This window comes from Coriobacteriia bacterium (genome assembly GCA_016649875.1).
Taxonomy (GTDB): domain Bacteria; phylum Actinomycetota; class Coriobacteriia; order WRKU01; family JAENWW01; genus JAENWW01.
The window spans coordinates 112877-137938 of record JAENWW010000001.1; the positions used below are offsets into that span (position 1 = coordinate 112877).

The following is a 25062-nucleotide window of genomic DNA, read 5'->3' on the forward strand; positions in this document are numbered from 1 at the left end:
TCGACAAAAAAGAGGAGCGACATATCTGTCGCCCCTCTGTCTGTGATACACTCACGCAGGCTTGCTGCTATCCGTGTCTCACACAACGTATTTCGGGTTATGCCCGGGTTACGCCGCTGGCTTGGTTCTTTCCGTTACGTCCAACGGTTATGTCGAACTGTACTGGAGTTCCCTCATCAAGAGTCTTGAAGCCATCCATCTGAATCTCAGAGAAGTGTACGAAGAGATCTTCGCCGCCCTCTTGCTCGATGAAGCCATAGCCTTTATCCGGGTTGAACCACTTTACTTTACCAATAGCCATACAAATCCTGCTTCCTGCTCCAAACTTTGGAGCCACGTACAACGATAACGCTCACCCTACCGGGGCGGCCTACCGCTAAACAATACAGAAGGCTCTTATTGAGACTTCGGTATTGAGTATCACACGTTTGATGTCATTTGTCGAATAAAAGTACAAATTACTTTTTATTCAAAAGTAATACCGAGATGTTCATACGCCCTTTTTGTTGCCTGCCGACCCTTCGGCGTACGCATAATCAAGCCCTGTTGCAGGAGGAACGGCTCGTACACGTCTTCGAGGGTGTGGGGTTCCTCACCAGTCGAGCTCGCCAATGTGTTGAGTCCCACCGGGCGGCCGGAAAACGTCTTTGCCAAAGTTTTCAATATTTTTATGTCCATCCAATCGAGCCCCAACGAATCGATTTCGAAGAAGGTGAGGGCCTCCGATGCGACATCCCGCGTGATTTTGTCGACATTTTGAACTTGTGCGTAATCTCGAACGCGTTTGAGCAGACGGTTAGCCAAACGCGGTGTCCCCCGTCCGCGGCGTGCAATCTCATTGGCACCTTCCCGTGTGATATCCACATCCAAAATTCGCGCGCTTCGAACAACGATTGATTCGAGTTCCTCATGGGAATAATAGTCGAGCCGGAAGACCATGCCGAAGCGATCACGTAGCGGACCGCTCAGCAGCCCCGTTCGAGTCGTAGCTCCGATGAGAGTGAACCGGGGAATATCGAGTGTGATGGATCGCGCAGCCGGCCCTTTTCCGATGACGATGTCGAGCTTGAAGTCTTCCATTGCCGGATACAAAATCTCTTCAACTGCCCGGTTGAGCCGATGAATTTCGTCGATGAACAAGACGTCGTTAGGTTCGAGGTTGGTCAAAATCGCGGCCAAATCGCCGGACCGTTCGATTGCCGGTCCGCTGGTAGTTCTGATTTTTACGCCCAATTCGTGCGCTATGACGGCGGAAAGCGTCGTCTTCCCCAGCCCCGGCGGGCCCGCCAACAAAATATGGTCCAACGCTTCATCACGTTCTTTGGTGGCCTGAATGAGCACTTCGAGGTTTGTCTTCACGCGTGTTTGGCCCAAGTATTCGCTCAACATCTGCGGACGCAACGTGACATCGATGTCTGCGTCGTCGGTCTTAAGCTCTCGGTCGACCAAACGGATCGGTTCCTCTCGCTTTATGTCGTCGGCTTCCCAGTTCGTGGTCACGTCTACTCCTTTTGTGAACGCCGGTGCTTATGCGCCCAAACGACGCAGGGCATACGCTATCAACTTCTCGGCACTCATGTCATCTGAAGCTCCGAGAAGCGCCTCACTGATTTCTATTGCGGAAAAATCCATGGCGAGTAGCGCGGATTGTGCATCGCTCAGTGCGCTTTGTTCCCCGCCGACGGCTCGATTAGATGGCGCCGCAGCCATTCCGAGCGAACCGTCGAGAGGTGAGAACTTGTCTTTCAAGTCGAGCGCGATACGCTGGGCTGTTTTTTTACCGATTCCGGGAATGCTCGAAATCGTAGCGATATCCTCGAGGACAATCGAGCGAACAAGGGTATCAACGCTCAACGTGGAGAGCGCTGAGAGCGCGACTTTCGGCCCGACGCCGGTCACCTCGATTAATTTGAGAAAAACATCGCGCTCGGATATATCGCTGAAACCATAGAGAGAAATTTCATTCTCTCGAAGTATGAGCTGGGTATGAACTAAAATATCGTCGCCGACGCTTCCGATGAACTCCAATGAGCGCGCAGACATTGCAACCTTATAGCCGACGCCGCAGACATCGATCAGCAGGTAATCGAGACCCTTATACGTCAGTGAACCCGAAAGAAAGGCAATCATGGCAAAACCCTCTCAAAACCCGGCAAGCGTCGCGTGTGTTATGGCAATAGCAAGCGCGTCGGAACAGTGATCCGGCGTCGGAGTGTGATCGAGGACGAGGCGCATTTTGACCATATAGGCCACTTGTGCTTTTTCTGCTCGCCCGTTTCCGACGACAGTCTGTTTGATTTGCGCCGGCGAGTACTCCTGAAGTCCGATTCCCTGTCTCGCCACGGCCAGTATTGCTGCAGCGCGAGCCTCTCCGATTGAAAATGCACTCTTTGCATTGACTCCGAAAAAGATACCTTCGACCGCGGCCGTCTGCGGTTGATAATGCCGCACGACCTCACTTACTTCGGTGTATATCTTGTCGAGACGAATCGAAATCGGGTCCCTCGGGGACGTCGAGATGTGACCGTAGGCGACAGGTTCGAATTCACCTTTGGCTGCGCGAATAACTCCCCACCCGCTATGGGCGAGTCCCGGATCGATTCCCAATACAATCACATGAGCCTCATTAAAATAGCAAACACCCGACTCGTCGAATAATACGAACATTTGTTCTATATTACCCCATTGAGACGGATGTAGTCAAAATAATCGCAGATGATACGCTACATTTCGTCGAGAGCGGCCAGCTGATCATCGGTCAGGTCCATCGTATGGTACACGACTTGAACATCGTCGAGCTCTTCCAGCCGGTCGATGAGACGTTGGACTTTCTTCGCATCGTTTGTTTCGATGGCGGTCGGATTGACGGCTTGCATGACGATGTCGGCGCCGATTACGACATAGCCCGCTTCTTCGAGAGCTTTTTTCACAGTCATCATATCCGACGGGCCGGCCATGACCACGACTTCCTCATCACCGACTTCCATGTCCTCGCCACCGGCCTCGGCGACCGCGAGCATCATCTCGTCCTCGTCGAAATCATCGCTCTTTTCAACGATTATTTCGCTTATTCGATGGAACTGGAACGCAACCGAACCGTCCGTGCCCAAATTGCCGCCGGCTTTGACGAATGCCGCCCTGACATCGGCCGCAGTCCTGTTCCTGTTGTCGGTCAGACAATCGACGTACACGGCGACGCCCAAAGGACCGTACCCCTCGTAAACGACGTCGACCCATGCCGCACCGTCTGCTCCGGTACCGCTCGCCTTTGCGATGGCGGCATCGATCTTGTCTTTCGGCAGAGAATAGGATTTTGCTTTGACAATGGCGGCGGCCAACGCCGCATTGTTGTTGGGGTTGGGATCGCCCTCCTTTGCCGCAACGAATACGACGCGTGCCAGTTTACCGAACAAAGCTGAGCGCTTTTTGTCCTGCGCGGCTTTGCGATGCTTGGTGGTGGCCCATTTCGAGTGTCCCGACATAATCGTGTCCCTTTCTTAAAGTATGCGCTCGATGAAATAACGGTGAATGCTGTCATCCGAAGTAAGCTCCGGATGAAACGCCGTTACCATCATATTACTTTTTCCGGCCGCAACGATATGCCCTTCATGGAAAGCAAGCACTTCAACGCCCGTACCGACCGACTCAATCCACGGAGCACGGATGAACACCCCCGTGTATTCTCCGACACCTTTGAAATCGAGCGGCGCCTCGAATGAGTCTCTCTGTCTTCCGAACGCATTGCGTCGAGCGACCACGTCGATCAAATCCAGCGAACGTTGGTCTTCAATGCCGTCATCGACTTCGTGGGCCATGAGAATCAGCCCTGCACACGTGCCCCAGACGCCGAGACCGTCGCCTGCTGCTGCCGAAATCGCATCGTAGAAGCCGTAGTTCACCATGAGCTTGGAAATCGCCGTCGACTCCCCGCCGGGGATAATCAGGCCGTCGAGCCCTTCCAGTTGAACAGGCAAACGCACAGCCGAGGCGCTCACACCGAGCGCCTCTAGCATAGTGATATGTTCACGAAACGCTCCCTGGAGCGCAAGAACGCCAATCTTCATCGCTTACCAACCACGCTCACTCATACGCTCGTTTGCGGGAATATCTGAAATGTTGATGCCGACCATGGCTTCACCGAGATCTCTGGAAACCTCTGCGAGGATATCGGGGTTGTCATAGTGGGTCGTCGCCTGAACGATAGCGCGAGCACGTTTTTTCGGATCCCCGCTCTTGAAGATTCCCGAACCGACGAATACTCCTTCGCTACCGAGCTGCATCATCAATGCGGCGTCGGCGGGAGTCGCGATACCGCCGGCGGAGAAGTTCACGACGGGCAACTTGCGATTGTCGTGCACCCATTTCACAAGATCATAAGGCGCCTGTAAATCTTTGGCAGCCGTGAAAAGCTCCTCTTCACGAAGGCCGGCTATGCGAGCGATTTCCGCGTTGACGGTACGCATGTGGCGTACGGCTTCGACGACATTACCTGTTCCCGGCTCGCCTTTGGTGCGAACCATGGCCGCACCCTCCGCGATACGACGAAGCGCCTCGCCGAGATTGCGACAGCCACAGATGAACGGCACGTCGAAGTTCCATTTATCCACGTGGTACTCTTCATCGGCGGGAGTCAAAACTTCGGACTCATCGATGTAATCAACGCCGAGAGACTCAATGATTTGCGCCTCGACGAAATGTCCGATACGGCACTTCGCCATGACCGGAATGGTTACCGCCTCGATGATGGCGGCTATCATGGTCGGATCCGACATACGGGCAACGCCGCCCTGTGCACGAATGTCTGCCGGTACGCGCTCCAAAGCCATTACGGCGACGGCTCCTGCGTCCTCGGCGATCTTTGCCTGCTCGGGCGTAACGACGTCCATGATCACGCCGCCCTTCAGCATTTCTGCAAGGCCGGTCTTTACTCGAACTGTTCCTTTTTGTACTTCAGTCATGATTGATGCGTCTCCTCTCGGGGATTGATTGCTATCACTTGCTTACGATAAATTATACCCTACTAAAAAGATATGAATATAGGAAATATATATCTTATTTCCCGGAAGCATTTATTTTTATTCCCGTGTTGGGAACCTCGAACCACGTCTTTCCGGGATTGAGCTTCACCGTATTCCCGTCCTTGTCGGTAAAGTGCGGCGGTGTATTCTTATCCGCCTCCCACGTGACATCGGTGCGCGTGCCGTCTTTGAAAACCGCTGCTTTTCCAGAGCCACCCAACGCAGTGTCATAAGTCACCGACCCCGCATGATCGAGCTTGGTTTGAGTGGTATATTTCGCCCACAGCACAACGACATTCGTCGCATTCACCTGCTCGCCGGTTGCCCCGTCCTTGTGGGCTGCACCGCTATTGAAACGAAGATACGTATTCGTGGAGGTGTCATACTTCCAAGTGATTTTTGCGTAGTAAGAAAACGGAATCGTAATCGTCGTGGCCGTTTTCGTCGCCTCGGTCGACGGAGTTCCGAAATCAAGACCTTTCTTATCAAAAGTCGTGGAGAACCCTTTCGCCTCTGCGAGCTTATAGGCGCTCTTCGTGCTCATATAAAGGTTATGCGGTGCGGATTTGAAAGAAATGCGGTGGTATAACGAAGGCGCTTTCGACTGCGACATGTCATTGATTCCACGGTTTTTGACGCGCGCCGCCACTTGGGAGTTGGCGCCGGAAAAGTAAAACATGGCGCCGTACTGGGGAACGATCCATATATCGGAAAGTCGCGCACTTCGCACGGGACCGAGCTCTTTGGGAAGTTTGCTTTGGAATATGCAGTTGAAGCGCGTTATTCCGCCCTCGACCATCGTTTCATAGACGATGTCGGCCGAGTTCAATCCTTTTTGCGGACGTGCGGGATTCGAGTTTTCGATTTTCACGCTGATGGGGCGCTTCTTTATCGCTTGAGCGCTCGGAGCCTTCAGCCCCGTATACGGCCACACAATCGGCGCGGACGGTTTTGAGATGGTCGGCTCGGTGGAAACAGCAGGATATCCCGTCGTTGTTTTTTTCGCACAACCGCCGAGAACCGGCAACAACAACAATGCGAGCACGCCTGCGACAATCAGCGGACGGCGTCTGAAAAAATCATGCATCGTCTCGCTCCTCATCTTTCCCCCTGTAGCTGAATCTCCTGTGTAGCCAGTATAACGTATCGATATGAACCTCATCGGACCATTTCACCTTGAGGACGTGCGCTTTTTCGTGATTTTATGATGAGCGCAATGCCCACCACCACCATCGGTGCACTGAGAAGCATTCCCATTGTCAGCCAATTCCCGGCAACGAAACCGATTCCGACATCGGGTTCACGCCAAAACTCGATGAAGATTCTGAAGAGACCGTAAAAAAGGGTCAGGTAACCGGAAAGCTCCCCTTGAACCCGCGGAGGTATCTTTGATGCGAGAACAATCATGATAAGCAACAATACGAGGCCTTCGAGAACCGCTTCGAGAAGTTGAGTCGGATAACGCGGCTGAGAGCCGGCGTTTGCAAAAACCACCCCAAGACTTGAAGTGGTCACACGCCCCCAAAGTTCTCCGTTGATGAAGTTGGCGATTCGTCCCAACCCGAAACCCACAGGAGCACCGATCGAGGCCAAATCGGCAAGCGTCCAAAAGGGAATCCTAATACTTCGCGAAGCCAAATACAATCCGATGATGATTCCTATGAATCCTCCGTGAAAAGACATACCGCCGTCCCACGTTGCAAAGACTTGTAACGGATGCAAAAAGTAATACCCGCCCCCGTAAAACAAACAATACCCCAGGCGCCCGCCGATAACCACGCTGATGATTGCATACAACATAACGGTCAACAGGTTATCGGTGGTGAGGGAAAGCTTCCATCGTTTTGAAAATATGCGAATCAAACCGATTGCGACAAGAAACCCGAAAGCATACGCCAGCCCGTACCAATGAACACCGAACGGACCGACACGAAATGCAATCGGGTTTATGTTTTGAAGACTTATTAAAAATGAGTGCACGAGAATCCTAAACTAAAACTCGACTGTGACCGGCTCTTCTTCGACTTTGTCGATCTCAAAATACCCACGTGCGAGAAATCCGAACGGTCCCGACAAGAAATTCGCCGGGAAAAGCTGGATGGCCGTGTTATATGTCATGACCGAATCATTGTAGAACTGGCGCGCATACGAAATTTTATTTTCAGTGTCGGTGAGTTCTTTTTGAAGAGCGAGAAAGCTCTCGTTCGCCTTGAGATCGGGATAACTTTCGGCAACCGCGAAAAGCTGTCGCAGCGATGCCGTCAAAGCATTTTCAGTCTGTGCGCTTTGGGCTATATCGCTCGCACCGGAACCGGCGGCGGCATTTCGTGCGGCTGTCACTGCTTCGAGTGTCTGAGACTCATGCGCCGCATATCCTTTAACCGTCGAGACCAAGTTCGGGATGAGATCCCAACGACGTTTCAGCTGAACCTTCACCTGCGACCATGCGTTATCGATGCGATTCTTCATGCGCACCAATTTATTATAAAGCATAAACGAATAAAATATGAGGGCGGCGACGAATGCCACCAACAGATAAATCACGTTCATGAGAGCCTCCTCGCGCGATAAGTTCGGTGAATTAGTCGAGTTCCTTGAGCAAATCGTCAACAGTCGCCACACCGTCGAGCTCGTGGCGGAAATACTCCAGATGGGACTTATCGGAATCATCCAGTTGTTTCAACTTGATGGGCGTACGGACCTTCCGTCCGTTCATTTCGAAACCGAGCCGAGCGAATTGTTGTGCCTGTTCCTGCATATCCTCGAGTCCGAACGTGATCTCATCACCGTCGGAATCGGGATCGCCGATAACGGTATTGAATAAAATTTTGCCGTCTTCGAGAGGAACACCGAGTTCCTTCGAAAGATTTTCCATGGTCGACATCAGGAATGCGGGAACGGGGGTACTCATGGTGATATGCGTTCCGCAAATCGGGCACACGAAAGTAATATCAGCCTGGCTCTTATCGCGAATCACCATGTTCTCGATATTGTTCAGGTTCACAACGATTTCACCGTCGTTCGGGCAGTTGATGGTAAATTGCATAATGATTACCTCCTTTACGGCTGAACTCATTATAGCGCTGCACACGGACACAAAATATAGAAAGAATGTGCAGAATGTGTTTTAAGAAATACCTAATACTGCTACCATAGCTTTTCTATGAGCACGCCATCATATATAACACAAGAGCAAAAATCAACACAGCGCGTCACGGGCCTTTCAAGGGTCGGTGACCGCAGTGATTTTTTCCGTGGAATCAAACTCGGGCTCCCCATTTTTTTGGGCTATTTACCGGTCGGTTTGGCCTTCGGAATCCTTGCCGCACGGCAGGGCTTCTCTCCTCTGGAAGCGCTCTTATGCTCGGCGACCGCCTTGGCCGGAGCTGGACAATTCATAGCACTCGCGACACTGCTCGCCGGAGGAAATGCCCTCACCACCGTCATCGCGGCCGGCATCGTCAACTCACGCTACGTTTTGTTCGCCGCCACGGTGTCGCCCCATCTGAAAAAAGTCAGTCTCAAAGTCATGACGTGGCTCGGTTTCACGCTCACCGATGAGTCCTTCGCAATCAACATCGCCGATTTGAGGAGCGACACGGCGACCCAATCGTCCATGGGAGGCGTCGGTCTCATCGCTTGGATCGGATGGGTCGCAGGCACCGGAATCGGTGTCACCTGCTCGAGTTGGATCGGCGACCCGAGCAGATGGGGCATCGATTTCGCCATGCCGGCGATGTTCGCCGCACTTTTCGTGACACTCGCCGAGAATCGAGAGCATATCCTGACAGGCGTTTTTTCAGGATGTATCGTGATTGCGCTCGCCTTATTGAATCACTTCGGGACTGCAATCGATTCGAACTGGTTCATCGTGATCGCGGCCCTGGCGGGCGCGACTGCAGCCGCGTTCATCTTCCCCCACGAGCAGGCGACTGAATCCGGCGAAGAAATCACCGTCGTCGCACACAAGGAACCCTTCTGATGATTAATACCGTACCCCAACATACGATAATCGCGGTGATCATCGGCATGGGACTCGTCAACTTCGGTCTACGCTTCATCCCCATGGCCGCGCTTTCGCGCGTTGCGTTGCCGAAGCCTATCATGCGGTGGCTTTCGTTCGTTCCCATTTCTGTGATGGGTGCGCTTTTTGCAAAAGAAGTGCTCCTGCCGAGCGCGAACTATTCCCCCATGGCGGCAAACCCCGGCATTTACGGAGCTCTGGCTTCCATGCTCGTGTTCAAGTTGAGCAAAAGCTTCATCGGCTCCACGTTGGCGGGAGTCGGTTTTTATCTCATATTACGATGGGTTTTCACCTTGATGGGGTTCGGTGTCTAGCACGCTCAGCTTGTCCGACGGGGACCGTGTTTCAGAAAATGCTCACAGTAGAGGCACGACTGCTTACGCGCCGCGTTTCGGTCCACGGTGGGGTCGAACACCAATGCGGGATCGGTCGTCATCACATGTGTTTCGCGATCGCAAATGGAAAATGTGCAGCGTGAAGGACACATATCGCGCTCGGTCACCGCATGCGGACATGCACCGATGATATCGGGTTCGCATTCACGAGTTTGCCAACAAACGGCCATCATTTTCTCCTTACCTCATTCGGACTTTTTCACACCTTAGCACGAATTGCCTATTTGAGGTACATTCTGCTCGGAGTCGTTCCCTCTTGATTTTGATAACGACTTCCCAGTTCGAAGTGTCCGTAGGGGCGATCGACCTCGGTTGTCATGGAGGTAAACGAAATCTGTCCGATTTTCATTCCCGGCGTCAGCAGAATCGGAAGGTTCGCCACATTGGATAACTCGAGCGTGAGGCGCCCTTTCCAACCCGGATCGACATATCCGGCTGTGGAGTGAATCATCAAACCGAGACGGCCCAAAGAGCTTTTTCCCTCGAGACGCCCAACGATATCGTTGGGCAGCTCGATGCGTTCGGTCGTCGAAGCCAACACGAATTCTCCCGGATGGAGTACGAACGGTACCGACGTGGTCGCCGTCACCGTCTCGGTAAGGTCGGTCTGCTGCTCCAAAGGATCGATATAAGGGTAGCGCGAGTTGAAAAATACCGCAAAACCCTCGGCCAAGTGAAGGTCGACGCTCGAAGGCTGGATATCGTCGATCGAGCAAGGATCGATGACGATGCGGCCCTTGGTCATTTCTATTTTTATTGAACGATCAGATAAAACCATTGTGTTCCCCTCCATGCACCCGAAATTCGATTCCGTCATCAACCGATGACGAATGATTTTTTACTTTATTAAGAGGCTACCATCAGGCACACTTGCTGTAACCGCACGTGCGACACACCGCGCAACCGCTTTCGTGCTCGAGCGTCGCGCCGCACTCGGGGCACGCACCGGCATGGTTATCGAGCTGGTCGGTATTCTTGCTCACGATGCTCGCCGTCTGCCCCGTCGAGATGAACTCGAGCGCGTGCTCCATGGCGATTCCTACGGCGTCGGCGCACGAAAGGACTTTTCCGCCCTCGGCCCACGCCGGTGAAGGACAGCGAATCCCGCGAAGGTGCTTGACGAGCGAATCGGGGTTGATTCCCGCACGAAGTGAAGCCGAAATCATGCGGCTGAGCGCTTCGGACTGAGAGGAGGCGCAGCCACCGGACTTGCCCATGCTCGTGAATACTTCGCACATCCCTAGGTCATCCCAGTTGATGGTGACGTAGAGATTGCCGCATCCCGTTTTAATTTTCTCGGTGCGTCCCTGCGTGACCGTCGCACGCGGACGCGGCGCGATTTCGCCGAAAACGGCGGGAGGAACCTCGACGGCATCCTTCTTTTCCGTAGCTCCGGTGGTCAAAACCTGGCAGTCCTTCGAACCGTCACGATAAATGGTCACGCCTTTGACACCGAGTTCGTACGCCAAGTCATACGTGTGACGGACATCTTGCGGAGTCGCCTCGTTCGAGAAGTTGACGGTCTTGGAAACGGCGTTGTCGGTATACTTTTGAAAAGCCGCCTGCATGCGAATGTGCCATTCGGGAACGATGTCGTGGGCCGTCACGAAAGCAGCCTGAACGTCGGAGGGAACGGCCTTAATACCTTGCACGGTTCCGTGTTCGGCGATTTCCTCCATGAGCTCGGCGGTAAAGAACCCACGTTCGGTGGCGATTTTTTCGAAGAGCGGATTGACCTCGACGAGGCGATCTTTGTCCATGACGGTGCGCACATAGGAGACGGCGAACAACGGCTCGACTCCGGATGAACACGAAGCGATTATAGAGAGTGTGCCGGTCGGAGCTATGGTGGTGACGGTCGCGTTGCGAATGGGCTCGGCGCCTTTTTTGTCATAAATCGAACCCTTGAAGTTGGGGAACGCTCCGCGCGCTTGTCCCAAAATACGCGACTCGGCTTTCGCCTCGTCATCAATGAATTTCATGAGCTTTTCGCCGAGAGCGACCGCCTCTTCGGTGTTATAGCCGATGCCGAGGCGGATGAGCATATCGGCCCATGCCATGACACCGAGACCGACCTTACGGTTGCCGCGAACGAGCTTGTCGATTTCGGGCAACGGATAGTTGTTGACCTCGATGACGTCGTCGAGAAAATGGATCGCTCTGTGCGTGACATCTTTGAGCTTGTCCCAATCGACTTCGAGACCTTTCTTGCCCTCTTTAAGCATGCGTGACAGATTGATGGAGCCCAGGTTGCACGCTTCATACGGGAGCAACGGCTGCTCGCCGCAGGGGTTGGTCGCTTCGAATTCTCCGAGTTTAGGCGTCGGGTTTGCGCGATTCATGCGATCGATGAAAATGATGCCGGGGTCGCCTGTCGCCCACGCGAGATTTATGATGAGGTCATAGACCTCGGCGGCGTTCAACGTGCCGGCCGGCTTTTTATCGCGAGGATCGTAGAGTGTGTAATCGGTTCCCGCTTTGACGGCGCGTATGAATTCCTCAGTGATTGCAACGGATATGTTGAAGTTGGCGAAATCACCGTTTTCCTTGCAGGTGATGAACTCCATGACATCGGGATGGTCGATACGCAGTACGCCCATGTTGGCGCCGCGACGAGTGCCACCCTGCTTGACCGCTTCGGTCGCCTGATTGAACACACGCATGAAGGACACGGGACCGCTTGAAACACCTTGGGTGGTGCGAACCGAGGCTCCCGATCCGCGAAGACGCGAGAATGAGAAGCCCGTGCCTCCACCCGACTTGTGGATGAGCGCGGTGTCACGGACGGCACCGAAGATTTCTTCCATCGAGTCGCCGATGGGAAGCACGAAGCAAGCGGAAAGCTGTTGAAGATCGCGACCTGCGTTCATGAGCGTCGGCGAATTGGGGAGGAATTCGAGATTCGACATGAGACGGTAGAAATCCGCGGCGGTTCTCTGGGCGGTTTCCTCATCGGCTCCGAAAAGAATCTCTGCAGAAGCGATATTTTCCGCAACGCGATCGAACATATCGCTCGGTTTTTCCACCGCGTTGCCCTCCTCATCTTTTTTGAGATAGCGGCGTTTTAGAACCGTCAACGCATTCGGAGTGAGCAGCGTATCGACCTCACGTGTGAAGCCGTTTTTCGTTGTTGCTTTTTTAGCCATGTTTCTACCTTCCGCCCTTATCCCGATTCCGTTTCAAGTATAAAAAAGGTCTTTTATCTGTAAAAAAGACTTTTTGAGACGTAGCCGCAAGAACCACTACATCTATTGGTTTCTCCATGGTACTCCACAAGATATTGTGGTGTCTATACCCTGTCTTGAGAAATATGGGATATTTGAAAAGACTATTTCGCCTGAGCCCATGTGGGACCGACGGCATTCGAAACTTTGAGGGGAACGAGAAAATAGGCCACCTGCGCCATGCTGTCGGAGGCCATCGCCGACAGGGTTTCGATCTCTGATTTCGGTACTTCGAAAAGAAGTTCGTCGTGAACCTGCAAAAGGAGGCGAGCGTTGAATTTTTCATCCTTCAAGCGCTTATTCACCGCAATCATAGCCAATTTGATGAGGTCGGCGGCTGTTCCTTGCATGGGATGGTTCATCGCCGTCCGCTCACCGAACGCACGGACGTTGTGCGAAGGACTCGAAAGCTCGGGAATGTGCCGTTTGCGGTGAAACGACGTCTCAACCCATCCCTGCTCCTTGGCGCTCGTCTTCAAACTTTCCAGATAAGTTTTGACACGCGGATACGCATCGTAATAACGATCTATCATCGCCTGTGCTTCGCCGATCGGAATGCCCAGAGAAAGTCCGAGTGCGTGGGCCCCCTGGCCGTAGACGATGCCGAAGTTGACCGCTTTGGCGCGCGAACGCATTCTCGCATCGACGGCCGAAGCATCGATTCCGAAAATCTTGGCCGCAGTCGCCGCATGGAAATCGGCCCCGCTCGTAAACGCTTCGATGAGCCCTTCGTCATGACTCAAGTGGGCCAACACGCGCAACTCGATTTGAGAGTAATCGACGCTCATAATCGACCAGTCTTTTTCACCGGGAATGAACGCTTGTCGAATTCGGCGCCCGAGTTCGGTGCGGACGGGGATGTTTTGCAAGTTCGGATTCGACGAGGACAGCCGTCCTGTCGCCGCCACCGTTTGGTTGAAGCTCGTATGCAGCCGATGATCGGTCGCCAAAAGGCGCGGAAGAGCTTCGATGTAGGTCGATTGCAATTTGTTGTACTCGCGATAGGTTGCAATCTTTCCGACGATTGGGTGTTTGTCGACAAGCCCGTCCAAAACAGCTGAATTCGTCGAGAAACCCGTTTTCGTCTTTTTCCCCGTCGGCAAGCCGAGATCGACGAACAACACTTCGCCGAGCTGCTTGGGCGAGTCGACGTTGAAGTCCCTGCCGGCCAGCTCGATGATTTCACCGCGCAGATCTTCGATGATTTCACGGCCCTCTTTTTGAAGCGTCGCCAAAAAATCGACATCGAGAGCGACTCCCGTACGTTCGATATCGGCCAAAACGAGCGTCAACGGCATCTCGATGGATGTGAACAGTTCATAGCTGTCGTCGACCTTCAAGTCGCGTGTGAGCACGGCTGCGAGACGAGCGATGACATCGGCTTCATAGCAGACCGCCGAGACGCCACTCTCGGCGAGCGGAGCTTCATACTCCACGCCGAGGTAATCCATGCAAAGCGCAGAAAGTGAATAATCGGTGCGACTCGATTCAAGGAGATAGGCCGCCACCGACACATCGAAATAGCGCGACGAGTCGAGTTTATCGCGTTCAACCCGAGCGACAATCGCCGAATCCGGAGGATAGATTTCTTGAAGCAGTGACTTGATATTGAGCGAGGCGATGGTATCCCGTTCAAAAAGTTCGCACAGACGCGTCAAGGCTTCTTCCCCGTTTACCCGGCTATCGCCGGAAACTCCTCCGGTACCGATGCCCAGTTTGATTTCATTGTCGAAAAGAGACTCCCCCGTCTTATCCAACGAGACTCCGATGAAAGGACTCGCCTCGACGAGTTTATCCATTTCTTGTTGCATGTCCTCGGTCAGTTCGGCGACCTCATCTAAAGATCTGTCATCGCGACCGTATGACAACAGTTTCGTCAAAGGTGCGCGCATTCTCAATTTCATAAAGGCATCGGTCATCTTCTGTACGTCCCACGCACCGAAATCGATATTCTTCAAGTCGAGGTCGATGGGTACGTCGCGCGCAATGGTGGCCACGATTCTCGAAGAATAGGCGGCTTGTTTATTTTCCACGAGCGACGCGCCGGCGCGACCCGAAATCTCTCCGGCCTGCGCGGCCTCTATGACCGCATCGAGCGTTTCATATTCCCTGAGTAAACGGGATGCCGTCTTCTCACCGATACCGGGAACACCGGGGATATTGTCGCTCGGATCGCCCTTGAGCCCCAGATAGTCGACCACTTGGCAGGGGTTGAGGCCATAGCGCTCGCACACCCCTTCAGGTGTGACGATATCCAAATCGCCCATCCCTTTTTTCGTGGTCACCACCGAAGTTTTCTCGGTTATCAATTGATACGCATCTCTGTCACCGGTACCGAGATAGACGCGATACTCGTCAAGTTCGCCTCGAAGGGAAAGCGTGCCGAGGATATCGTCGCCCTCCCAATTCTGCACTTTCACAACAGGCACGTTCATAGCGACGAGCAGTTCCTCCATAAGTGCGAACTGAGGTTTGAGAAGAGGATCGGTCGGAGGACGCTGCATCTTATATTGTGCGAGCGCCTCAAAACGAAAAGCCGGTTTTCCGGCGTCGAATGCCACCACCACCGCATCGGGCTTAAGTTCACCGAGTGTTTTGGCCAATATGGACAAAAAGCCGAAGACGGCGTTCGTCGGTTGTCCGTCGGGAGCGCTCAGCGCAGAATTAATCGCGTGAAACGCCCGATGCATCCACGAATTACCGTCCACTATCAGAAGCGAGCGGGATGCTGATTTCAGTCGCGAATCGGTCATTTGGTAAAAATCATCTTTTCGGCTTTACGGGCTTTGACGCCGACGTAAATCGAAGCGATACCGCCGAAAAGTGTTATAAAAGCGAAGATGAGCACCATCGTGTTCAACATGAAATAGACGTTACTTATGAGAAAACAAGCCAGCAGCACTTCTATGAATCCGACGAGCGCCTCTGAGTAATCCTTTACGTTGAGACCTCCGAAGATAGTGGTAACCCCGACGAATAGACCACCGAAAAGCCAGATATAGGCGAGTGTGCTCGTAAGTGCAGCGGTCTTGACGACCATTTCCGCGCCCGAGGCGGGAAAGACTATCCAAGCACCGACAAAAACACCGGCCGCGCCACCGATGAGCTTCAAGCCCCACCGCGTGCGGTCGAAATATAATCCGATGAGTTTGATGATTCCGCCGACAAGCCAAAAGAGACCGATGGTCCAAACTGCCAGCGATATGAGAGGAAGCGGTCGTATGAACAACATGAGTGAGACCAAAACAAGGCACACACCATAAACAACGGGCGCCATCCAAGCGTTTGAGAAAAGTGATGTATCCCTCATCGTGCGCCCTCCATTTTCCTCTCAAAACCCGCCTTGACACGTCACGTCGTCCTTTTTCATATAGTAACACGAAAGGATTAGTGGGAACGCCAGAGATATCCCATGCCACGCACCGTCTCGAGACGTGCAGCCGAGGCCGGATCGAGTTTGGCACGCACACGGCGCACATGAACGTCGACCGTACGCGATCCACCGTAATATTGCCCACCCCACACCCGTCGTAAAAGCTCCTCGCGCGTATGGGCTCTGTCGGCATGGGTGACTAAAAATGCCAGGAGGGCATATTCGAGATAGGCAAAATCGAGAGGCTGTCCGTTCGCGCGGACTTGGTAGGTCGCCGTGTCGATCGTCAGGGAGCCGTCACTGACCATCTCATCGGCGGCGGGAGCCTCTTTCGGCCAGAGGAGAAAGCGCAATCTCGTTGCAACTTCGATTTCGAGTGCCCCTTCCAAAAAGAAGTCGCAACGGATTCGCTCCGGAAAATGCACCGCTTGCACACGCGATTCCGAAATACGTACAAGCGCACACAAACGTCGAGCCCCGGGGATGGCGCTCGCCTGAATACGCTCGATGGTTTCGAGTAGCACGGATGTCTGATCCCCTGCGTCCGATAGCACCGCATCGAATCCACCGAGCGATACTCGGCGTTGGGCATCACTGAGGGAGGACCATGCGACAGTTACAGGCATGGTGCTTGCAACTGTCGCAATCTCGGCACGGAAGAATTCGTCGCTTGAAATCACCAGTACTGTTTTCGAGAGTGCTGCTTTCAAAAGACTTCCCATGCCGACCACCTCCCTATGCTCGTTCTTTACCCTAGAGCACTACCGTATTGCCGCGAAAAACTAGATGACGCTCAAGTATCTGTCGAGCTCCCAAGGAGTGACGCTCTTGATGTAGTCGGCCCACTCGGCTTTGCGGTTCTCGACATAGAACGAGTGGATGTGCTCACCGAGAATCTCTTTCATGGTCTCGGACTTCTCGAACAAATCGATTGCCTCGCCGAGGTCCTTCGGCAACGTCTTGATTCCCGCTGCATCGAGTTCTGCCGGGGTCATTTCGAAGATGTCGTTGGTCGCCTCGGGCATGAGCTCGAGCTCCTCTTCGATACCCTTGAGGCCGGCGCCGAGCATGACGGCGAATGAGAGGTAGGGGTTACACGCGGGATCCGGTGAGCGAAGCTCGATACGGGTTGCGAGTTCCTTGCCGGGCTTGTACATCGGAACGCGAACCATGGCGGAACGGTTACGACGCGCCCATGATACATATACCGGAGCTTCGTAGCCGGGAACGAGACGCTTGTAGCTGTTCACCAACGGGTTGGTGATTGCGCAGAACTCCGGAGCATACTTCAAGAGACCGGCGATGTAGTGCTTGGCGATCTTCGAAAGGTTGTAGCCCTGAGGATCGTTTGCATCGAAGAATGCGTTGCCGTCCTCGGTGAAGAGCGACTGGTGCGTGTGCATACCGGAACCGTTCTCGCCATCAAGCGGCTTAGGCATGAAGGTTGCATAAACTCCGTTGTGGAGGGCGACTTCTTTAACCGTCAAGCGATAGGTCATGACGGCGTCTGCCATTGCGAGAGCCTCACAGTAACGAAGGTCGATCTCGTGCTGCGAAGGAGCAACCTCATGGTGGCTGTACTCGACCGGAATACCGAGCTTCTCAAGAGTGAGCACGGTATCGCGACGAAGGTCGCTGGCTAAGTCGAGAGGAGTCAAATCGAAATAACCACCCTGGTCGAGAGGCTCACATGACTTGTCATCTTTGAAGTAGAAAAACTCGAGCTCGGGACCGACATACATGGTGTATCCCCTATCCGCGGCTTTTGCGAGCATGCGCTTGAGGGCGAAACGAGGATCGCCGGCAAAGCTCGAACCGTCGGGGCGGACGATGTCGCAGAACATGCGTGCGACGCCGTGCTCATTGGGGCGCCAAGGGAGGATTTGGAAGGTATTCGCATCGGGATACGCAACCATGTCGGACTCTTCGATACGAGTGAAGCCATCGATCGATGAGCCGTCGAAGCCCATTCCCTCTTCAAACGCACCTTCGATTTCAGTCTCGGTCACGGCAAACGACTTCATGACACCGAGAACGTCGGTGAACCAAAATCGTACGAACTTCACCCCGCGCTCTTTGATGGTGGTCAGTACATAATCTTTATCTAATCCTGCTGCCATGTTTTCCTCCTAAACAAATTTCCAACTCTTTTGAATACGGATTTTTCTGTTCCGCAGGTAGAGCCGTTATAGCGGTGCGTACAAATTGCCATACGGCCGCGAAGACGTCGGGGAAAGTTTCGTCCATTTCGACGACAAAAGTTCCTCGAGAAGCTCGGCGGGATCAGAGCCGAAATCGGTCGCAAACAACTCGACGTATTTTTCCAGATGCTTTTTGATAGAGGCGAGGTCTTTTTCCTCCGCCGCAAAGATTCCGACTTCTTTTCCGCACTGAAAGGGCTGAATTTCTCCGCGAAGATAGATCACACCGCCGTGCATCCCCGTGCCGATATAATTGCCGACGAGCGGTTGATCGGAGCGTTGGCCTTGGCTGTCGAGGCCGAGCAAGATGAGCTCCCCTCCGGCCATGTACTCACCGAAGAAATCGCGCGCGCAACCGCCTGCGACGATGAGCGGCTTGTGCGATTTGAACTCCTTCATGTGAATGCCGACGCGGTAACCCACATCGTCTCTGATGTATACAGCACCGCCGCGCATACCGTAACCGATGACATCGCCGGCGTGCCCATGAATATACACTTCACCGGAATCCATGGTGTTTCCGACACCGTCTTGTGCGTTCGCGAGCACTTCGACGGTGGCACCGCCCATAAACATCGCGAGATCTTGACCGGCTACTCCCTCGACGATGATGGTGACGTCTTTGGCAACGATTCCGTCTCCGATATAGCGTTGTCCGTTGATACCTTGCAAGACGATGCGATGGGCGCCTTCTTCGATTGCAGCCCGTACCGTCTCGTTGACCTGCTTGTAATAGATGGACTTACATTGAACGATCGCTGTTTTCTCAGCGCCTTCACCGGAAAAAGCGATGCTGGGTTGTGTCTGATAATATCCTGTGATTACTTCTGACATAGTCTCTTCTCCCCTACATTCCGGCAGGCTTGACGCCGAGAATTTTACAGGTCTGCTCATCGAGGTCGACCGCACGAAGTCTCTCACGCGAACCGCGCAACGATTCGATGGCGTTCACGCCGAGGGCTCCCAATATCTCTTGAAGCTCGTGACTCCACGCATTGACGAGGTTCACCAGACGCTGCGCGCCCTCTTCCGGATCGAGGCGTCGCGTGAGCTCGGGCTTTTGCGTAGTCAAGCCCCAGCTGCAGCAACCCGTATGACATCCTTGGCACAAGTGACAGCCGAGCGCGATGAGCGCCGCACTGCCGATTGCACACGAATCCGCGCCCAATGCGATGGCCTTTGCGAGATCTGCCGAGGAACGAATGGAGCCGGCGGCGATGATACTCGCCTGTTGGCGGATCCCCTCGTCGCGAAGCCTCTGGTCGACGACCGCGATGGCGATTTCAAGAGGAATACCGACGTTATCGCGAATGACGGCGGGAGCAGCTCCCGTGCCGCCTCTGAAACCGTCGAGATATACGTAGTCCGCACCGGCGCGAACGACGCCCGATGCGATTGCACCGACATTGTTGACGCAGGCGATTTTAACGCCGACCGGCTTGTAGCCGCTCGCCTCTTTCAGCGAATAGATGAGCTGGCGCAAATCTTCAATCGAATAGATATCGTGGTGAGGAGCCGGGCTGATGGCATCGGTTCCCTGCGGAATCATGCGCGTCACCGACACTTCTTGGTTGATCTTCTCACCAGGGAGGTGCCCGCCGATTCCCGGCTTTGCACCTTGTCCCACTTTGATCTCGATGGCAGCACCGCGGTTGAGATACTCGGGGTCGACGCCGAAACGTCCCGACGCGACCTGTACGATGACGTTGTCTTGATAGGGATAGAGGTCGGCGTGCAATCCGCCCTCACCGGTGTTCATCAAAATACCCAAGCGCGAAGCTGCCATCGCCATGGACTTGTGGACGTTGAGGCTGACCGCGCCGTAGCTCATCGGCGCAAAGGTCAACGGAGTCTCGATCTTGATGGCCGGGCCCTTTTCCGCGTTGCCCAGATAGGTACGCAATTCCATCGGCTCACGGAGCGGATCGATGGAAGGGTTGGTGACTTGGCAGGCGTCGAGCACAAGGTGATCGAAAATCGACTGCTGCGGACGCGAAGCACCCATCGACGTCAGGAGGACGCCGCCGGTTGCCGCCTGCCTCCATATGTTTTTACGCGTCTGAGGCTCCCAGTTCGCGTTCTCGCGATAGGCGAGCTCGCTCTTTTTGATGGTGATGCAGTGCGCGGGGCAAAACGTCACGCAGCGGTGGCATGCGCGGCACTTCGAGTCATCGGGAATCGGGCGTTCATTGAACTTGTAGACGCCCCACCCGCACTGACCGACGCAGCGACCGCACTTATGACACTTGCTGTAATCGATATCGACATGAAATTCCGGCTGTGTGTAGTCCTTCATTTATGCCACCTCCGCCTTTCTCGAAACCCTGTCGAGACGAACGACGACCGCCTCGCCTGCACGCGGAGTCCAGACGCGATCGGGGTCCGGGCAGACCTCGCGAATGGACGATTCTTCACTGGCGACATACACGATGCTGCCTGATTCGGCGGCAACGAGCGGACGCAGTTTGATGCGATCGCTGAGAGCGATCATGCCTTCGCTGGTGCCGAGCACGATGGCGAAGGGGCCGTTGAGCATAGCCGAACCGTACTTACGACGAAGTGCCGTGTAATACGCCTTGTCGGCCTCATCCATGCGGTCGATTTCACTCCAAAGCGGCGCCGCCAAAGCGCGACACGCCTGCTCGACGGTCAAACCGTCTTTACGCATGAGCTTGTCGAACAGATAGGCGACGACTTCGGTGTCGGTACCCATGGTGCAGTGATAGCCGAACTGCTCGACATAGCGCGAGTTGATGCCGTAGCTGGAAAGCTCACCGTTGTGCACGATGGAAAAATCGAGCAATGCGAACGGGTGCGCACCGCCCCACCAGCCCGGCGTGTTGGTCGGAAAGCGGTTATGCGCGGTCCACGTGTGGCCTTCGTACTCGTCGAGGCGATAGAAGTGGCCGATTTCTTCGGGGAATCCGACGCCCTTGAAGACGCCCATGTTCTTGCCCGATGAAGCGACGAACGCTCCGTCTATCGCCGTGTTGATGTGCATGACGGCATCGACGACGTAGTCTTGCTCGGTCGTATCTTTTTGCTTGATGATGCGGTCGTCCACGGTGACGAAATAGCGCCACAGAATCGGACCGGCATCGATACCGACGGTCTTTTGCGTGGGCAAAGGCTCGTTTCTGTCGACTCGGAAGTTGCGCTCGAAATAGATATCGCACGCTTCCTTGGCCTCGGTCGAGTCATACATCATATGAAAACAATAATGATCGGCGAACTCGGGATAAATTCCGTATCCCGCGTATCCGGCACCGAGGCCGTTTCCGCGATCGCGCTGGACGGCCATCATCTTCATGATGACTTCTCCGGGAATCAGAGCTCCGCTCTTATCGCAAATTCCTGCTAAACCGCACATGATTATTCCTCACTCTCGGCGTTGGTTTCGACTTTATTTTCAAATTCTGCGTCGAGTGCAGCCAGCACGTCGCGCAAAGCGTGTCCACCGGATTTCGGGACATCGGCCAGACCGAGCTTTTTTCGTGCCGAGGCACGCGGCGCTCCGAGCACTCCTTGATCGAGAATCATCTCGAAGCCCGTCTTGACCGCCTCGGGCCCGATTCCGCGCGCAACACCGAGTTCTTTGAGTGTACGCATGGTGTCGGCCATACCGATTCGCGAATGACAAAGCTCTTGGCAGTTGTAACACTCGACGCACTTGAATGCCTCGGCGCTCTCGATCGCCTCGTCCATGCGTCCTTCGACGAGTGCTTGAATCAAGTCGTTGGGGCGGAAGGTCGGATCGATTTTGCCGACCGGGCAGTCATCTTTGCAGGCGCGGCATCCGTTGCACTTGTTGAGAAGCGACACATCGAAATGACGTGCGAGATGCTCGTTATAATCTTTTGTGGCATCCCACTTCTCAAAAAAGCTGTCGGTCGACACTTTGTGTCCGTCAAGTCCGAGTTCCTCTTTATCGACGCCGAACGAAAGAGCCAAAATCTCGCTCAAGAAAAAGACCGGAATATCGAACTGCTCCTTGGCGCGCTGCATCGCCGCTTGATTCAAATCGAACTGCAAGAAGCATGATGGGCACGCGACGATCAGGGCATCGACATCGTTGATTTTGAGGTCGTCGAGCTTGCGACGTGCAAACGCAAGGGAGGAGTCACGGGCACCCACGCGGTCGAGTGCGCCTCCGCAACATTGCATCTTGCTCGGATAGTCGACGACGGTCGCGCCGAGAGCGGTGATCAAGCTCTCGAACTTAGTCGGGTGCAACGCATCGTCCCACCGAATCGCAGGTTGCGGGCGCAACATGTGGCAGCCGTAGTGCACGGCGATGCGCATGTTGTTCAAAGGACGTTTCACATGTGAGGCTACCGCCCCGATGCCGACTTCGTCGCAGAGGTACTCCGCCATGTGGTAGACGCGCGCACTCCCGGTGTACTTCATCGGGTTTTCCGCGTACTCAGGATTGCTTTCCCCGGCCGCCTCGAGAGCGGTGTTGATGCGATCGCGGTCGCGCCACGAGGTGGTCAAATGGCTCTGCGTTTCTTTGAACGTCGAATAGCACCCGTTACACGGCGTGATGACATCGCGACCCTGGCGCTCACAAAGTGCCAAGTTACGCGCGGCGCCGGCGTAGAATGCATCCTCCGAGTTAGCTTTTGCAAGCACACCTTCGGGGCAACACGTAAAGCCGTCGACATCGTGGATTTTAGTCGAAAGCACATCGAACACGATGCGCGTCGACTTCTCGATGTAGGGCAAACGCAAAGGAATCGTGCATCCCCAAAATACGGTATATTCGCTCACAGCAACCTCCTTTTTCTCATTAAAAAACGCCCACGCGCTTTCCCTTACGGGAGAGTAGGTGAGCGCCGTTGCTCGATATAGATTTTCGCACAACACCGTGCGATGGGTAAACTATACATCATTTACAAAGTCGTTACAATACAATTTTTTACGCTGATTCGTCTCAAAACGAACTGCACGCATCTCGAAGAGTCGTCCGAACAAACGTTCAGGTCCATGTCCTCCTTCTTCGTATACTGACTATATTAAAGGAGGAACGAAATGTCTGAAATGAAAAAGATCTCGAGAGTCGACGGCTTTCAATTCGTCAACGATCGAAAGCGCAACCTTCAAACGCCGCATGAGCTATGCGCCGAAGGGACAACAATTGTAAGCGGACATTTTGCACTGCAAACCGCCGACAAGGGACAGGCGGAAGTCTGCCACAAGCTGAAAAACGGTGCCCTATTGTCAATCCATCGTGAAAGCGGGCTCCTCATCCCCCCTTCGATGGAGGACATCGCTTCAAAGCACGGGATTGATGTCGAAAATCTCCGTCAAAAAACTGCTTTGATACGCCTTAAAGATGCAGAAGGTAACATTCTCGATATTCTTGGACAGGAAGCAAGCTCTGCTGTCGTCGATTCATTGAGTGCCGGAATGCATGTGGAAGCGCGTGTTTGTAGCTCCGAGGATATGTTCGACGGGTGGAGAATCATTCGATACCGCATTATTCAGGTGGAATAGGACTCCCACACAATGCGTCCAATACGAATGAGACCGTGCATTTTCGACAACATATGCTCCGAGACCGAACTGACCTCGGAGCATATGTTTAAAGAAATTTACCCTATTTCCCTTTAACTCCCGTGAGCGCGGCTTTCACCGCATCAAATTCATAACCCGGAACATATTCCGAAATAAGCTTCAACTGTGTATCTGATGGAACATCTTGCGAAATGCCCATTTTGGAATAGAACTCATTTAGTTCAAAACCGGTATAGGAAGCGCCCTCTTCGATAGTCATAGAACCTCGAAGCGTGTCTATCGTAATATATTCGTTTGATTTCTGAACCTGTTCGACGCTCGGAATAGACACCTTGTACACTCCTGTTGCATCCATCACAAAGAGCACACCGAAGAATATCACCACGCCGGCAGTGACCAGAAGCAAGGGGGAAATCGACTTCTTGAAGAAGGACACTGAAACAGAGCTCTTCTTCGTCGGACAGACTGTCACACATTTCCCGCACATGATGCACTCGGGGCTCGTCACCACGTTACGCTCGACGACTCGATCAGTCGATGCACCGATGTTTTCCCTATCGCCCTCGGAAGATGGTGTATCGCAAAGCCCGCCTCCGCTCTCTTTCTTGTTTACTCCATATACATCGATATTCATCGGACACGCTTTGTTGCACTTGCCGCACTCGACGCAAGTTGAAGAAACACGCACTTTAGTCGGACTCAGAAATCCCAGAAGCCCATACATCGCCCCTGCCGGACAGAGATACTTACAAAAGAACCTATCGTAGAGAATCGAACCGACCAACGACACGAACAAAACTATATAACCGACCAGGTACTGAGATCTTTCGGGAGAAGCTAAGTGCGAATAGGCGGTCCAAGGGTCATACGGTGCGATGAAAAGCGACGCTGTTTTCCATGCCATGTATGTAATGAAAATAAGAACTACATATTTCCCATACCTCAGGAACACATCAACTTTTTGAGGAATGACCAGTTTATTCTTTCGATTCAATTTCCCAAAAAACTCTTGCAGTGCACCGAATGGGCAGATACTTCCACAAAACGATCGATTCAAAAAAAGTGCGAATATCAGCGTGAACCAAAACAGGATGATCGTTCCGGTGAATATCTTTTGTATCGTAGAGTGTGCGGTGAGAAATGACCAAAAGCTCTCCAGCCCCCCGACCGGACAAATGGCATGCACAGACGGTAATGCATTCCCTCCTTGCGTATGCATTACAAAAAGCCACGTCACCCATACGAGAATGCCCGCCAAAACCCCATATCTCACAATGCTATACCACTTTTTCATGCGTATCCTTTCCCTT

26 protein-coding genes are annotated in these 25062 nt (G+C 53.6%); 3 read left to right on the plus strand and 23 right to left on the minus strand.

Going from position 1 to position 25062, the window contains the following annotated elements; all coding sequences use genetic code 11:
- Positions 1-97 precede the first annotated feature (97 nt).
- The 11 genes from JJE36_00520 to JJE36_00570 all read right to left on the minus strand — a co-directional run bounded on the left by JJE36_00520 (position 98) and on the right by JJE36_00570 (position 8064).
- Positions 98-301, minus strand: a complete 204-nt coding sequence (locus tag JJE36_00520) for a cold-shock protein (protein MBK5210803.1) — start codon at positions 299-301, stop codon at positions 98-100.
- Between the two features lie 164 nt (positions 302-465).
- Entirely contained in the window at positions 466-1389 is a 924-nt protein-coding gene (ruvB, locus tag JJE36_00525; protein MBK5210804.1) for a Holliday junction branch migration DNA helicase RuvB, read from the minus strand.
- A 138-nt stretch (positions 1390-1527) separates the two neighbouring features.
- Positions 1528-2130: a Holliday junction branch migration protein RuvA gene (gene ruvA, locus JJE36_00530; protein MBK5210805.1), complete on the minus strand. Its 603-nt coding sequence runs from the start codon at positions 2128-2130 to the stop codon at positions 1528-1530.
- Between the two features lie 12 nt (positions 2131-2142).
- On the minus strand, positions 2143-2616 hold the full coding sequence (gene ruvC / locus JJE36_00535; GenBank protein MBK5210806.1) for a crossover junction endodeoxyribonuclease RuvC: 474 nt from the start codon (positions 2614-2616) through the stop codon (positions 2143-2145).
- 107 nt (positions 2617-2723) lie between these two features.
- Positions 2724-3482, minus strand: a complete 759-nt coding sequence (locus tag JJE36_00540; GenBank protein MBK5210807.1) for a YebC/PmpR family DNA-binding transcriptional regulator — start codon at positions 3480-3482, stop codon at positions 2724-2726.
- A 15-nt stretch (positions 3483-3497) separates the two neighbouring features.
- Positions 3498-4064 (minus strand): pyridoxal 5'-phosphate synthase glutaminase subunit PdxT, encoded by a 567-nt coding sequence (gene pdxT, locus JJE36_00545; GenBank protein MBK5210808.1) that lies wholly within the window; start codon positions 4062-4064, stop codon positions 3498-3500.
- 3 nt (positions 4065-4067) lie between these two features.
- Positions 4068-4958 carry a pyridoxal 5'-phosphate synthase lyase subunit PdxS gene (gene pdxS / locus JJE36_00550; GenBank protein MBK5210809.1) on the minus strand — a complete coding sequence of 297 codons (891 nt, stop codon included), beginning with the start codon at positions 4956-4958 and terminating at the stop codon, positions 4068-4070.
- A gap of 94 nt (positions 4959-5052) precedes the next feature.
- A complete protein-coding gene (locus JJE36_00555; protein ID MBK5210810.1) occupies positions 5053-6105 on the minus strand; it encodes a DUF3048 domain-containing protein in 1053 nt (350 codons plus the stop codon).
- 71 nt (positions 6106-6176) lie between these two features.
- Positions 6177-6998 carry a prolipoprotein diacylglyceryl transferase gene (locus tag JJE36_00560; protein ID MBK5210811.1) on the minus strand — a complete coding sequence of 274 codons (822 nt, stop codon included), beginning with the start codon at positions 6996-6998 and terminating at the stop codon, positions 6177-6179.
- 12 nt (positions 6999-7010) lie between these two features.
- Positions 7011-7568, minus strand: a complete 558-nt coding sequence (locus tag JJE36_00565) for a LemA family protein (GenBank protein ID MBK5210812.1) — start codon at positions 7566-7568, stop codon at positions 7011-7013.
- 31 nt (positions 7569-7599) lie between these two features.
- Positions 7600-8064 carry a hypothetical protein gene (locus tag JJE36_00570; GenBank protein ID MBK5210813.1) on the minus strand — a complete coding sequence of 155 codons (465 nt, stop codon included), beginning with the start codon at positions 8062-8064 and terminating at the stop codon, positions 7600-7602.
- A 117-nt stretch (positions 8065-8181) separates the two neighbouring features.
- On the opposite strand from JJE36_00570, the gene JJE36_00575 reads away from it, so the two are divergent.
- Both JJE36_00575 and JJE36_00580 read left to right on the plus strand, forming a co-directional pair.
- Entirely contained in the window at positions 8182-9000 is an 819-nt protein-coding gene (locus tag JJE36_00575) for an AzlC family ABC transporter permease (GenBank protein MBK5210814.1), read from the plus strand.
- Positions 9000-9356, plus strand: a complete 357-nt coding sequence (locus JJE36_00580; protein MBK5210815.1) for an AzlD domain-containing protein — start codon at positions 9000-9002, stop codon at positions 9354-9356. Before JJE36_00575 ends, JJE36_00580 begins: the two co-directional genes overlap by 1 nt.
- 5 nt (positions 9357-9361) lie before the next feature.
- On the opposite strand, the gene JJE36_00585 is transcribed toward JJE36_00580, so the two are convergent.
- The 11 genes from JJE36_00585 to JJE36_00635 form a co-directional block, all read right to left on the minus strand.
- On the minus strand, positions 9362-9607 hold the full coding sequence (locus JJE36_00585) for a hypothetical protein (GenBank protein ID MBK5210816.1): 246 nt from the start codon (positions 9605-9607) through the stop codon (positions 9362-9364).
- 50 nt (positions 9608-9657) lie between these two features.
- Complete coding sequence (locus JJE36_00590; protein MBK5210817.1) at positions 9658-10215, minus strand: dCTP deaminase; 558 nt, start codon at positions 10213-10215, stop codon at positions 9658-9660.
- A gap of 82 nt (positions 10216-10297) precedes the next feature.
- A complete protein-coding gene (locus JJE36_00595; GenBank protein MBK5210818.1) occupies positions 10298-12583 on the minus strand; it encodes a vitamin B12-dependent ribonucleotide reductase in 2286 nt (761 codons plus the stop codon).
- A 182-nt stretch (positions 12584-12765) separates the two neighbouring features.
- Entirely contained in the window at positions 12766-15414 is a 2649-nt protein-coding gene (gene polA / locus JJE36_00600; protein MBK5210819.1) for a DNA polymerase I, read from the minus strand.
- On the minus strand, positions 15411-15971 hold the full coding sequence (locus JJE36_00605; GenBank protein MBK5210820.1) for a DUF308 domain-containing protein: 561 nt from the start codon (positions 15969-15971) through the stop codon (positions 15411-15413). Before JJE36_00605 ends, polA begins: the two co-directional genes overlap by 4 nt.
- Positions 15972-16048: 77 nt before the next feature.
- Positions 16049-16660 (minus strand): winged helix-turn-helix transcriptional regulator, encoded by a 612-nt coding sequence (locus JJE36_00610; GenBank protein MBK5210821.1) that lies wholly within the window; start codon positions 16658-16660, stop codon positions 16049-16051.
- Positions 16661-16816: 156 nt separating this feature from the next.
- Complete coding sequence (locus tag JJE36_00615) at positions 16817-18154, minus strand: glutamine synthetase (protein ID MBK5210822.1); 1338 nt, start codon at positions 18152-18154, stop codon at positions 16817-16819.
- A 66-nt stretch (positions 18155-18220) separates the two neighbouring features.
- The gene (locus JJE36_00620; protein ID MBK5210823.1) at positions 18221-19069 is read right to left on the minus strand and encodes a hypothetical protein; all 849 of its coding nucleotides are present in this window, start codon (positions 19067-19069) and stop codon (positions 18221-18223) included.
- A 13-nt stretch (positions 19070-19082) separates the two neighbouring features.
- Entirely contained in the window at positions 19083-20531 is a 1449-nt protein-coding gene (locus JJE36_00625; GenBank protein MBK5210824.1) for an alpha-hydroxy-acid oxidizing protein, read from the minus strand.
- Positions 20532-21605, minus strand: coding sequence for a glutamine amidotransferase family protein (locus JJE36_00630; GenBank protein ID MBK5210825.1), 1074 nt, complete (start codon positions 21603-21605; stop codon positions 20532-20534).
- Positions 21606-21607: 2 nt separating this feature from the next.
- Entirely contained in the window at positions 21608-23005 is a 1398-nt protein-coding gene (locus tag JJE36_00635; GenBank protein ID MBK5210826.1) for a 4Fe-4S dicluster domain-containing protein, read from the minus strand.
- 261 nt (positions 23006-23266) lie between these two features.
- On the opposite strand from JJE36_00635, the gene JJE36_00640 reads away from it, so the two are divergent.
- Positions 23267-23731: a hypothetical protein gene (locus JJE36_00640; GenBank protein ID MBK5210827.1), complete on the plus strand. Its 465-nt coding sequence runs from the start codon at positions 23267-23269 to the stop codon at positions 23729-23731.
- Between the two features lie 103 nt (positions 23732-23834).
- Here the strand turns inward: JJE36_00640 and JJE36_00645 are convergent, their stop codons facing one another.
- A complete protein-coding gene (locus JJE36_00645; GenBank protein ID MBK5210828.1) occupies positions 23835-25046 on the minus strand; it encodes a 4Fe-4S binding protein in 1212 nt (403 codons plus the stop codon).
- Between the last annotated feature and the right edge of the window lie 16 nt (positions 25047-25062).